We start from the raw sequence: 12,184 nt of genomic DNA, 5'->3' as shown, positions 1-12,184 counted from the left end.
GCGGGGACGGCACTCGTGCGGGCGGTGCCCGGGGCCGCGGGGGTGGTGGGCGAGGCCATGTCTGCTCCCTCAAGGGCGGTGATCGACGGGTACCGGTGCCGCTGGAGTGCCTGCTGACCGGCCGGAACGGGCGCCGCCCGGAGGCGGTCGTCCCGCGGTGGCCGTCCTGCGCCCCCTACCGTCACACCGCGCGCGGGCCGTCGCATCTTCCAGCTTGTGGAGTGCGAGGCGGCACTGCGGAAGATGCCGGAGGCCCGCGGCGGTTGGCAGGCTGCGGTACGGCGCGGCGGCGGTGGCGACCGCCACGATCGAGGCGGAGAGGCGGGGCGATGCGGATCGACACCAGGGAGAACGCCAGGATCGCCGTGGTGGGCGTTCAGGAGGCACTCGACCGGAACTGGCACGACCCGGCATGCGACGTCGACATCGTCCGGGCGCGACTGGCGGACCTCGGCCGGCGCGCGGAGTTGGAGGCGGCCGGCTTCCTGGTCAAGCCGTCGTGGGTCAACTGGCTCGCCCCGCTGACCGATTCGGCGGCCGCCTTCCAGGCGCGGCTGCCGTCCAAGGAGCGCAAGAGCCACCGCTACGCCGCCCGGACGGCCGAGAGCGGCGGGATCACCCTGCGCGTGCTGCCCACGGTCGGCGAGCAGGACCTGCGCGACTTCCTCCTGCTCTACGACCGGCAGATCGCCGGCATGGCCCACGGCGTCAACCACGCCCGCCGTCAGGAACGCCATCTGCTGCGCCATCTGGACACACTGCTGGGCGTGTTCGCGTTCGCCGACGGCGCCCTGATCGGAGGCTGCCTGGGCTGGCTGCGGCCCGAGCAGTCCCTGATCCAGCTGCGGTTCTCCGCGGTGGCCGACGCGGCGCGGCAGGGCATGCTGTCGCGCCTGATGTACCTGGCCGCCTTCGACGCGGCGCGCGAACGCGGCTGCACCCTGGCCTCGTTGGGCAACGACCCCTCCCTGCTGGGGCACACGGCCCAGCCCGGCCTGTTCGGCTTCAAGGCGCGCCTCGGCTTCACGCCGGTCCCCACCCAGACGCTGCCGCCCCAGGTCACCGGCGACGAGGCCGAACTCGTCGTCCGGATGCGGGCGTTGGCGCAGCCCTCGCTGTCGATCGCGTATCACGGCGCCGAGACGGCGCCGATCCTGGAGGGACTGCCGGCCTCGCTGCCGCTGCGGGCCGTGCTGCTCTCTGCGGCGCCGGACCCGCAGGAGCCCGCCTGGCTGCCGCGCTCCCCCATCCCGGTCACCCGGCGCGTGGTCGGCGAGGCGCAGGAGTCGCTGCGCTGAGCCCGGCCCGGGTCCCGGCCTGCCCGGGTCCCGGCCGGGCCGGTGGCACCGCTCCGGCCGGGAGCCGCAGGCCCTTCGCGCGGCGCCTCACAGGCGCAGCACCACCTTGCCGACGTACTCCCCGCGCATCTGGCCGACCGCCGCGTCGACGCCGTTCTCCAGGCCGTGCACCACGGTCTCCGCCACCACCAGGTCCCCGGAGCGGACCCACTGCGGGAACTCCTCCTCGAACTTCGGCACCAGGTCGGGGTGGTCGAAGGTGTAGTACGCCTGGAGTCCCAGGCGCTTGCGGACGAGGGTCATCATGTTGCGCGGACCGTTCGGCACCCCCGAGTGCAGCTGCTCGGTCTGCCCGCACACCACGATCCTGCCGCGCGGCCTCATCGCGTCGATGGCCGCTTCCAGCTGGCGGCCGCCCACGCTGTCGAAGTACACGTCGATGTCGTCCTGGAGGCGGAAGTCCTCGTCGTGGTGGTCGAACGCGGCGTCGTAGCGGAGCGTCTCCTTCGCGTAGGCGACCTTGCGGGCCGAGCCCACCGAACCGATGACCTTGGACGCCCCGCGCAGCCGGGCGATCTGCCCGGCGATGCTGCCGACCCCGCCGACCGCGCTCGACACCAGGACGGTGTCTCCCGGCCTGATCCCCGCCAGCTCGATGCCGATGTAGGCGACGATCCCGAAGCACAGGTGGTGGGTCAGCGACGGATACGCGCCGGCGTCGACCCGGCGGAACCGCGTGGCCGAGGCCACCGCGTAGTCCCGCCACCCCAGCCGGTGCCAGACGATGTCGCCGGCCTTCAGGTCCTCGTCGGCCGACTCGATCACCTCGCCGACCGCGTCGCACCACATGGCGGTGTCCGTCGCGAAGTGCGGGATGTCCAGTGCCGAGAGGTCCTTCATGTGCATCAGCGCACCGGGGTCGATGGACATGTACAGATTGCGCACCAGCACCTCCCCCGGCTTCGGGTCCGGCACGGGCACCTCGATCAGGCGGACGTCCCCCGCCTCCGGGATGAGCCGGGCCGGACGGGCCACCAGATGCATCTCACGACCGAGCCTCACGACAAGCCTCCCCTATCGGTGATCACTGCTGCGGCGGCCCTGGAGCGCCGCCCGCGCCGCTCCCGGTACCTTTCCCGCCACGCGGCCCGCGCGCACGTACGCGGGCACGGCACGGGCAGGGCACGGGCACGGGCACGGCACAAGGCTGCTGCGCCCGCGGGCGCCCGGCATCTCCCGGCATGCCCGACCGCGGACGCCGGTCTTGACCGCGGCGCGTATCTGAGGAGTGAGGTCGGAGCCGATTTTCCCGTCCGAGAAGAAACCGCAGGTCAGAAGCGGTCTTCTCGGATTTTTCCGGCAGGACGGCAGGCGGCGGCCGGCCCGCGCCAGGAATCCGATGCGGACAGCCGGAGCGAAGGAGACCTCCGGGGGGGCACACTAGGTGCAATGACAAAGCCCGGTGCACCGAAGCGTCATCTGCCCACCAGCCCTTTCAAGGCTGCCGTCCCGCCAGACCCCAAGCACTTCGCCGCAGGCGACCAGGTCGCCCATGACATCTACGGCCTCGGTCGGGTCACCGACACCGAGGAGGGCGTCGCGGCGCTCGTGGACTTCGGGTCGACCCGGATGCGGATCCTCAGCCCCTACACCAAGATGATCAAGCTGTAGGACCACCGTCCTCGGCCTCCCGATCACCGCACACCAGGCTCCCCCGGGAGCCTGCGACGAAAGACGGACCTCCCATCGACATGACCTCGCTGTTCTCCTCACTGGAAGAACAACCCCGCCGCCCCGCCGCGTCCTCGCCGACTCCGACGACGAACCCGTTCCAGGACCCGGGCTTCGAGGTGGACGAGTCCTTCCCGTGGGAGGACGCACAGGAGCCTGCCTAGGGCCACCCCCGGGCAGGCTCACGGGGGATAGCTTTCGTGGACATGACGTTAGCGCTGAACCTCACCGCCATGATGATCTCCCTCGTGGCGCTGGTCGTCTCCATACTCCTGACCCTGCGGCAGATCCGCCTCAGCAACGGGGGGAATCACCTGCCGGTGATCCTCGAGGCGTTCAAGCTGGCCCACGACCCTGACTCGACCTACCTCAACGCCGAGAAGTACCTCCTGAACGACCTGGCGCGGGAGCACTCCGTCGACTGCGGCGTCACCGAGCTCCCCGCCCCGGCCCGCGCCTACGCGCTGACCATCGGGATGTTCTTCGACGACCTCGGCAAGGTCGTCGCCCACGACATCGTCCACCAGGACATCGTGGTCGGCTCCTTCGGCCCGGGGCTCGTCCGCATGTGGGACGCCCTCGCCCCGTACGTCTACCGGCAGCGGCGTACCCACGGCAACCACTTCTGGATCTACTTCGAGGACCTCGCGGTGCGCGCGGCCACTCGACCGAGTGCCGTGGTGTACGCCGCCCTGGGCCTGCGGTCCCGCCCTCCGCGGCAGGAGCCGCACGTCTCCGCGGCGTGACCGGGCGCGACCGGGCTTGACCCTCGACCTGGTCGAGTGCCCAGAGTTCGGGGGGTGGAGAGCGAGATGCGCGGCATCGGCGAGATGGCCCGGTGCAGCGGGCTGAGCGTGAGTGCGCTGCGGTTCTACGACGGCGCCGGCGTGCTGGTCCCGTCGTGGGTGGACCCGGTGAACGGGTACCGCTGGTACGCCCCCGGGCAGCTCGACGAGGCCCGGCTGCTGGCCCGGCTGCGCGCGGCCGGCATGCCGCTGGCGGACATCCGGCTGGTGCTGGCCGGCTGGTCCAGCGCGGACACCGAGCTGGTGCGCCGGTTGCTGCGGACGCATCTGCGGCGTCTGGAGCGGGACCTGTCCGACGCCCGCACGGAGCTCTCCACGGTCCGAGCGCTCCTCGATCACCGGGAGAATCCCATGGCCTCAGCCCACACCGCGACCGTCCGGTTCACCGTCCCCGCGCCCGCACTGGCCGCCGCGCTGGACGCGGTCCGGTTCGCCGCCAGTACCGACCCCGAGCTGCCGATGCTCGGCGGCGTCCTGCTCGACGTCGAGGGCGCGTCGCTCCACGCCGTCGCCACCGACCGCTACCGGATGGCGGTCGCACACGCCCGCGGCGCCGCTGACGGCGCGCCTCGCGCGCAGGTCATCGTGCCGTCCCCGGTGGCCGACGCGATGCGGGCGCTGCTGGATGGCGGGGGCTCCGTCCAGCTCACGGTGGAGGGCGGCCAGGTGGCCCTGGACACGGGCGCGCACCAGGCGGCCGGCCAGTGCCTCGACCACGACTTCCCCGACTACCGCCGGCTCGTCCGGCTGCCGGCGGGGACGCGCGCCGTCGTCGACGTCCGGGCCTTCCGGGCGGCGGTGGAGAACGGCCCCTTCCGTACCGCCGAGGGCGCCGAGCCGGGGGGCGGCGCCCCGGATCTCAGCGTGCTGAGGGTGGCGGGCGACGGCACGGTCGCCGTCTGCGCGGAGGAGGACGACGACCAGGACGGCGTCGTCGCGGTCAACCGCGCGTTCCTGCTGGACGCGCTGGACGCACTGGCCATGGGGGCCGCGGGGGCGCGGGACCGGCTGGTCCTGGAGTTCGGCGCGCCCAACGCGCCGATGGCGATCCGCCGGACCGACACCGAGGACGCCTTCTCGATCCTGATGCCCGTCCGCCTGGACGCGTGACTCCCGCCGCGGCCGCGGCTGGGACCGCGCTCCGCGGCGGTTCCGCCACCCGTCATGCTGGTCGTACGGACGTCGGCGCGCACGAGCGCGCGGTCGTCCGCGGGCGGAGAGGGGCAGCGCGGTGACGCACAGCGAATCCATCGGGTCGGTGTCGGGGTCGGAGTCGGGGACGGGGTCGGGGACGGAGTTCCGGGCCACCGCCGAGGAGGCGGAGAGCGCCGTGGGCGTCGCCGCACCCGAGGAGGACAGCGCAGCCGAGGGCGACAGCGGCGACTCCGGGCGTCCTCGGCGGCCGCTGCGGCGGAGGCTGGGCGGGACCGTGGTGCTCCTCGTCCTCGCGTCGCTGTTCGTGCTGCCCTGGTGGACGCTGTTCGGCTCCGGGGCCGGGTGGCCGTTCCCGGTGTTCCTGGCCGGCACGGTGGTCTTCGCCTGCTCGCTGGTCTCCTTCCCGTTCCTGATGGCCGCCGGCCACGGGCGCCGGCGGGCCGACCGGGCGGCTCGTGTCGCGGACAGCACCCTCGGGGCGGTCTGGGTGCTGTTCACCTGGTCGGTGCTGGGCGGCCTGGTCCACCTGGCGCTGATCGCGCTGGACGCCGGCGGCCCCGACCGGGCCAGGTACCTCGCCGCGGCCGTCGCCGCGGTCTCCGTCGCGCTGCTGGCCTGGGGGCACTACGAGGCCATGCGGGTGCCGCGGGTGAAGCGGCTCGACGTCCACCTCCCGCGGCTGGGCGGCGGGCTGGACGGCGCCCGGGTCGTCGTACTGGCCGACACCCACTACGGGCCGATCGACCGGGCCCGCTGGTCGGCCCGCGTGGCCGAGGCGGTCAACGCGCTCGACGCCGACGTCGTGGTCCACGCGGGCGACATCGCCGACGGCACCCCCGAGCAGCGCCGGGAGCAGTCGGCGCCGCTCGGGACGATCCGGTCGCGGCTGGCGAAGGTCTACGTCACGGGGAACCACGAGTACTTCGGGGAGGCCCAGGGCTGGCTGGACCGGATGGCGGACCTGGGCTGGGAACCGCTGCACAACCGCCACGTCGTGGTGGAGCGCGGCGGGGACTCCCTCGTCCTCGCGGGCGTGGACGACGTGACCGCCGCGTCCTCCGGCCTGGCCGGGCACCGCGCGGACCTCGGCGGCGCGCTGGCCGGGGCCGGCCCCGACCGGCCGGTGCTGCTCGTCGCCCACCAGCCCAAGTACGTCCCGCAGGCCGCGGCCGCCGGCATCGACCTCCAGGTCTCCGGGCACACCCACGGCGGCCAGATCTGGCCGTTCCACCTCCTGGTCCGGATCGACCAGCCGGTGGTGCACGGCCTGAGCCGGCACGGCGAGCGGACGCAGCTCTACACCAGCCGGGGCGCCGGCTTCTGGGGCCCGCCCTTCCGGGTCTTCGCGCCGAGCGAGATCACGCTGCTCACCCTGCGCTCGGGCAGCCGTCCCGTGTGAGCGCCGCCGGTGTCCTATCGTGAGCGGGACGTTCCGGTACGGCACGCCGGGCCGCGGGCCGCGGGCCGGGAACGCCGACCCCACTGATCGCGCGCCACGGGAGCACCGGGAGCACCGCATGGGCCTCATCCACATCGAGATGTTCGCGACCCTCGACCTCGTCGGGCAGGCGCCCGGCGGCCCCGACGAGGACCCGGCCGGGTTCCCGTTCGGCGGCTGGCAGGCGCCCCTGATGGACGACGCCTCCGGCGCGCAGATCGGCGCCGCGTACGAGGGGACGGACGCCCTCCTGCTCGGCCGGCGGACGTACGACATCTTCGCCGCCTACTGGCCGCACCAGGAGGGCGGCGAGGAGAACGGGATCGCCGCGCTCTTCAACGGCATCCCGAAGTACGTGGCCTCCCGCGGCACGCCCGACCTCTCCTGGGCCGGGTCCACGCAGCTCGGGCCCGATCTCGCCGGCGCGGTGCGGGAGATCCGCGACCGGCACGAGAACATCAAGGTCGTCGGCAGCCTGGACCTGGTGCAGACCCTGCTGCGCGAGAAGCTCTTCGACCGCCTCGACCTGTGGGTGCACCCGATCGTGCTCGGCGTCGGCAAGAAGCTGTTCGACGGCGGCGCGGTGCCGACGAACCTCACGCTCCTCGAACCGCCGGCGGCCGGCGGGAAGGGCACCGTGTACCTGCGCTACGGACTCGCCGACGGCACCCCCGCCACCGGGGACATGAGCGCGCCCGATCGCGGCGTCTGACCCGGCCCGGCCGAACCCGAGACCACGGCCCGGCCCCGGGACTCCGGGGCCGGGCCGTGGAACGTTCCGAGCAGCGGCTCAGGGGCTCAGCAGGCGCCGAGGTCCTGCCAGACGCCCCACTCGCCGGTGGTGCCGGGCTCCTCGCCCTGCGTCCACCACTTCGCCTTCCAGTTGTGGCCCTTCCAGGACGCCGTGTTGCCGCCGGTGTAGATCTGCGAGGAGCTCCAGGACGCCGTGGTGCACGTCGTCCCTCCCCCGCCGGTCGTCGTGCCGCCCGTGGTGGTGCCGCCGGTCGTCGTGCCGCCCGTGGTGGTGCCGCCGGTGGTCGTCCCGCCGGTCGTCGTGCCGCCCGAGCCGCCGGTGTACCGCAGGAAGGCGTCGGTGAACGCCAGGCTGCTCTGGCTGATCTCACTGCACGTGGAGAGCGAGTTGGCGCTGCCGCTGCACGGCTGGTCGCGGTTGACCGACCAGAACGCCAGCCGTGCGACGCCGTGCTGCGCGGCGAAGCTCTCCACGGTCTGGGCGTCCGCCAGGGTGAAGGTGGAGCCGTCGTCGTTCTTGCCGATCATCGGGGTGATCCCGAGGTTGGCGTAGCCGTACGTGGAGTCGACGGACTGCATCTGGGAGAGCGTGGCCTGGGCGGCGGCGACCGAGCCCTGGCCCATCTCGGTGCCGGTGCCGGCGTAGAAGTCCATGGTCATGATGTTGACCACGTCGATCTTGACGCCCGCGTTCTTGGCGGCCTTGATGATGTTCACGCCGTCGTTGGTCAGTCCGCTCGTCAGCACCGGCAGGGTGACCGAGAACTTCAGGCTGGGGTTGGACGCCTTGAGGTCCTTCATCGCCTGCATCTGCCGTGCGGCGGCCGCGGTGTCCGCGATCGCCGCGCCTTCGATGTCGAAGTCCAGCTGGGTGACGCCGTAGTCGTTGATGAGCGCCTGGTACCCGGCGTCGATCGAGCTCTGGGTGGAGCAGGTCCAGGCGAGCGGCAGGCCGCTGGCGCCGCCGGAGGAGATGATGAGGGAGGCGCCCTCGGACTTCGCCTTGGCGATCAGCGGATCGGTGAAGGAGTCGTTGCCGATGGGGAGGGTGTCGCCCCAGATCTGGTTGCAGCCGGAGCCGAGCACGAAGGCCGCGGTGTAGGCCTTGAGGCCGTGTCCGGTGATGGCGGTGTCGAGCAGTCCCTCCTGACTGTTCGACATGTCGACGTAGGGGGCGACGGCGTAGGGGCTGGTCGCCGCGGCGTTGCCGGCGGGAGCCAGGGCGAAGACCGCACCGGCGGTCGCGAGCGTGAGCGCGGTGGCGGAAGCCGCCCATTTCACAGGGTGCATGGGAGTCCTCGGGCGTGGAGTGGTGGGGGGATGCGTCGCGGGCCTGAGTTGGTACGTACCAAACCGCCTGCGGGCGCGCCCCGTCAAGAGGACTAGACCAACTTCCTCATTCCCAGCACATCTCGCCGGCCGCCCGGCGCCCTTCCGACAGCCCGTCATCCCGCCGACACCCCGGGCCCGGTCGATCGCCGACCGGGCCCGGGGTGCGTGCGGGTGTGCCGCGCTCAGTTGTAGAGGTTGGCCTCCACGATCGACCACCAGCTGGTCGAGGCGCCGGTCTGCACGACCTTGACGTAGCGCGCGGTCGCCGCCGGGAAGACCGCGGTGACCTGCGCACCGGTCCCCGATCCGGTCGCCACCGCGTTGCCGAAGTTCACGCCGTCGGCCGAGGTGAACACCTGGTAGCCGCGGGCGTAGTCCGCCGCGCTGCCGCCCGAGTCCATCACCAGCTTGGAGAAGGTCCGCGCCGCGCCCAGGTCGAGCGTGAACGACTGCCCGGAAGCCATCGGGACGCCCGTGCTCCAGCGGGTCCCGGTGTTGCCGTCGAGCATGTTGGCCGGCACGTCGCCGCCGCCGGTCGCCGACGCGGTCGCCGTCCAGCCGGTGCGCGGCAGCACCGCGCCGGTTCCTCCTCCGCCGCCTCCCGTGCTGCCGTCGGTGTAGGCGTTCAGCTCGGCGATCGACCACCAGCTGGTCGAGGCGCCGGTCTGCACGACCTTGACGTAGCGCGCGGTCGTCGCCGGGAAGACCGCGGTGACCTGCGCGCCCGTCCCGGAGCCGGTGGCGACGGCGCTGCCGAAGTTCACGCCGTCGGTCGAGGTGAACACCTGGTAGCCGCGGGCGTAGTCCGCCGCGCTGCCGCCCGAGTCCATCACCAGCTGGTCGATGCTCCTGGCCGCGCCCATGTCGAGGGTGAACGACTGCCCGGCCGCCATCGGGGTGCCGGTGCTCCAGCGGGTCCCGGTGTTGCCGTCGAGCATGTTCGCCGGCACGTCGCCGCCGCCGGTCGCCGACGCGGTCACCGTCCAGCCGGTGCGCGGCAGCACCGTCTGGGTGCCGCCACCGCCGCCACCGCCGCCGCCGGCGATCGTCGTGCTGCCGGTGAGCCGGATGTCACGCGACGACGAGCCGACGTAGACGGTGTTGGTGCCGGCGGCGTTGGTCCAGCCGTTGTTCCAGTACTGGAAGCTGCGCGCGTCCAGGGTGAGCGAGACGTGCTGGGTCTGGCCGGGGTTGAGGGTGACCCGGGTGAACCCGCGCAGGTTCTTCGGCGGTTCGCCGGTGGTGCTCGGCTGCCCCACGTACACCTGCGGGACCTCGGCGCCGGCCCGCGAGCCGCTGTTGGTGACGTCGAAGCCGACGGCCACGCTGCCGCCCGCGTCCGGGGCGCCGACGGTCAGGTTGGCGTACGTGAACGAGGTGTACGACAGGCCGAACCCGAACGGGAACAGCGGCGCGACGCTCTGGCTGTCGTACCACCGGTAGCCGACCTTGAGGCCCTCGGAGTACTGCACCTGGCCGTTCTGGCCGGGCCACTGGGCGGTGGAGGAGGTCGGCCCCTGCGACAGCGCGGTCGGGAAGGTCACCGGCAGCTTGCCGCTGAAGTTGACGTCGCCGAAGAGCAGCGAGGCGATCGCGTTGCCGTCCTCCTGGCCCGGGTACCACGCCTCGACGACGCCCTTGACGGCGTTGACCCACGGCATCGTCACCGCGGAGCCGCTGTTGACCACCACGACCGTGTTGGGGTTGGCCGCGGCGACGTCCGTCACCAGCTTGTTCTGGTCGGCGGACAGGTCGATGCCGCTGAGGTCGCCGCCCTCGGACTCGAAGTTCGACACGAAGACGACAGCCAGGTTGGCCGCACGCGCCGCCGCCACCGCCTGGTCGTGCACGTTCTGGCCGGGGATGCTCCAGCCGAGGGTGGCGTTGCTGGCACCGCCGGCGTTGTAGTAGTCGACCTCGATGCTCACCGGCTGGCCCGCGGTCAGCGACACCGTCCCGGTACGGGTGGTGCTGCCCTGGTCGGCCCAGTTGTCGATGACCTTCTGGCCGTTGACGAACACCCGGGAGCCGTCGTCGCTGGTCGCCGAGAGCTGGTAGCTGCCGGTGACCGGCGGGTGCAGGGTGCCGGTCCACTTGGCCGACCAGTTGGTCGCGTTGACGCCGGGGGCCGGCGAGGCGCCGCCCCACACGTCGTCCACGTTCGCCTCGTTGCGGGTCAGCACCGGGGTCCCGGTCAGCCCGGTGTTGTTGTAGTACGACGCGGTCAGGCCGGCGCCGCTGCCCGAACTGGGCGTCAGGGAAGCGCTGTCCACCGGCGGCAGCGCGCCGCCGGCCGGGGTGCTGCCCTGCGAGTACGTGACGTTCACGCCCGAGCCGGCCCGGCTCTTGATGCCCTGGTACGGCGTGACGAGGTAGGGGGCGTTGACGCCGGCGCTGCCACCGCCCTGCGACATCGCGTCGGTGCCGGCGTCGTCGCCGATCACCGCGATCGAACCGGTGCCGGAGCCGATCGGCAGCACCGGACCGGAGTTCTTGAGCAGCACCGAGCCCTCCTGCGCGACCTGCTTGGCGGTCGCGTTGTGGGCGGAGCTGGTGACGACCGATCCGGTGGTGCCGGTCTGCGCGTGGTCGAAGAGCCCGGCCTTGAACATCGAGGTCAGGATGCGGCGCACGTGGTCGTCGATGGTCGCCTGGGAGACCTGGCCGCTGTTGACCGCGTTGGTCAGCGCCGTGCCGTAGTAGTCGCTCCCGGGCATCTCCATGTCCAGGCCGTTGTTGGCCGACGCCACGGTGGAGTGGGTGGCGCCCCAGTCGGAGGTGATGAAGCCGGTGAAGCCCATGTCGCCCTTGAGCACGGTGTTCTGGAGCTGGCCGTTCTCGCAGGCGAAGGCGCCGTTGATGGCCGAGTAGGAGCACATCGCCGAGTCGGCGCCGCCCTGCTTGACCGATGTCTCGAAGGCCGGCAGGTAGATCTCCCGCTCGGTGCGGTCGGAGACGACGGCGTTGTCGGTGATGTTGTTGCGGTTCGTCTCCTGGTTGTAGACGGCGTAGTGCTTCACCTGCGCCATCGGGCCCTGGCTCTGGATGCCCTGGATGTCGGAGGCGCCGATCTGCCCGGCGAGGTAGGGGTCCTCGCCGAAGGACTCGAACGCCCTGCCCCACCGCGGGTCGCGCACGATGTTGATGGTCGGGGCCAGCACCACGTTGGTGCCCTTGCCCCACTGCTCGGAGCCGAGCACCTGGCCGTACTGGTTCATCAGACCGGTGTCCCAGCTCGCGGCGCCCGCCACCGGCGCGGGCAGCTGCGTGACGCCGCTGAACCCGTCCCCGGCGCCGACCGGCCCGTCCTGGAGGTGCAGCGGCGGGATGCCCAGCCGGGTGTTGCCGTCGACGCAGCCGACGTAGCCGCATCCCTGGCCGCCGTGCAGCATGGCCAGCTTCTCGGTCTGGGTCATGGCGGCGAGCAGTTCGTCGGCGCGGGCCAGCGGGGTCTGCGCGGTGTTCATCCACGGCTGGTCGGCCGCGCCGGCCTGCTGGGTCCCGGCGACGGCGCCGCCGCTCAGCAGCAGCGCGAGGACGGCGCCGACCACCGTTCTCCTGGCCAGGCGGGCGCGGAACGGCAGGCGGCGCCGGGGCGGCCGGGCCCTTCGCTCCGGACGGGCTGGTGCGTTCATGGGCGTACGCTCCGTTTCTGGCGACCGCGCACGGCG

10 protein-coding genes are annotated in these 12,184 nt (G+C 72.6%); 7 read left to right on the top strand and 3 right to left on the bottom strand.

Going from position 1 to position 12,184, the window contains the following annotated elements; translation table 11 throughout:
• Positions 1-329 precede the first annotated feature (329 nt).
• Positions 330-1,298, top strand: a complete 969-nt coding sequence (locus V2S66_RS04910; RefSeq protein WP_330793174.1) for a GNAT family N-acetyltransferase — start codon at positions 330-332, stop codon at positions 1,296-1,298.
• 87 nt (positions 1,299-1,385) lie between these two features.
• Here the strand turns inward: V2S66_RS04910 and V2S66_RS04905 are convergent, their stop codons facing one another.
• A complete protein-coding gene (locus tag V2S66_RS04905) occupies positions 1,386-2,360 on the bottom strand; it encodes an NADP-dependent oxidoreductase (protein WP_330793173.1) in 975 nt (324 codons plus the stop codon).
• A 387-nt stretch (positions 2,361-2,747) separates the two neighbouring features.
• On the opposite strand from V2S66_RS04905, the gene V2S66_RS04900 reads away from it, so the two are divergent.
• The 6 genes from V2S66_RS04900 to V2S66_RS04875 all read left to right on the top strand — a co-directional run bounded on the left by V2S66_RS04900 (position 2,748) and on the right by V2S66_RS04875 (position 7,140).
• Positions 2,748-2,969, top strand: a complete 222-nt coding sequence (locus V2S66_RS04900; protein ID WP_330793172.1) for a hypothetical protein — start codon at positions 2,748-2,750, stop codon at positions 2,967-2,969.
• 80 nt (positions 2,970-3,049) lie between these two features.
• Entirely contained in the window at positions 3,050-3,193 is a 144-nt protein-coding gene (locus V2S66_RS04895; RefSeq protein ID WP_330793171.1) for a hypothetical protein, read from the top strand.
• 42 nt (positions 3,194-3,235) lie between these two features.
• On the top strand, positions 3,236-3,775 hold the full coding sequence (locus V2S66_RS04890; RefSeq protein ID WP_330793170.1) for a DUF4760 domain-containing protein: 540 nt from the start codon (positions 3,236-3,238) through the stop codon (positions 3,773-3,775).
• A gap of 54 nt (positions 3,776-3,829) precedes the next feature.
• On the top strand, positions 3,830-4,945 hold the full coding sequence (locus V2S66_RS04885) for a DNA polymerase III subunit beta family protein (RefSeq protein WP_330793169.1): 1,116 nt from the start codon (positions 3,830-3,832) through the stop codon (positions 4,943-4,945).
• Between the two features lie 220 nt (positions 4,946-5,165).
• Positions 5,166-6,389, top strand: coding sequence for a metallophosphoesterase (locus V2S66_RS04880; RefSeq protein ID WP_413966295.1), 1,224 nt, complete (start codon positions 5,166-5,168; stop codon positions 6,387-6,389).
• 118 nt (positions 6,390-6,507) lie between these two features.
• A complete protein-coding gene (locus V2S66_RS04875; protein WP_330793168.1) occupies positions 6,508-7,140 on the top strand; it encodes a dihydrofolate reductase family protein in 633 nt (210 codons plus the stop codon).
• An 86-nt stretch (positions 7,141-7,226) separates the two neighbouring features.
• Here the strand turns inward: V2S66_RS04875 and V2S66_RS04870 are convergent, their stop codons facing one another.
• The gene (locus V2S66_RS04870; RefSeq protein WP_330793167.1) at positions 7,227-8,471 is read right to left on the bottom strand and encodes a chitinase; all 1,245 of its coding nucleotides are present in this window, start codon (positions 8,469-8,471) and stop codon (positions 7,227-7,229) included.
• A gap of 224 nt (positions 8,472-8,695) precedes the next feature.
• On the bottom strand, positions 8,696-12,148 hold the full coding sequence (locus V2S66_RS04865) for a glycoside hydrolase family 3 C-terminal domain-containing protein (RefSeq protein WP_330793166.1): 3,453 nt from the start codon (positions 12,146-12,148) through the stop codon (positions 8,696-8,698).
• Positions 12,149-12,184: the final 36 nt, after the last annotated feature.

This window comes from Actinacidiphila polyblastidii (assembly GCF_036353415.1).
Lineage (GTDB): Bacteria > Actinomycetota > Actinomycetes > Streptomycetales > Streptomycetaceae > Actinacidiphila > Actinacidiphila polyblastidii.
The sequence above is the reverse complement of the archived record's forward strand: the minus strand, read 5'-3'. Positions and strand labels throughout refer to the sequence as shown.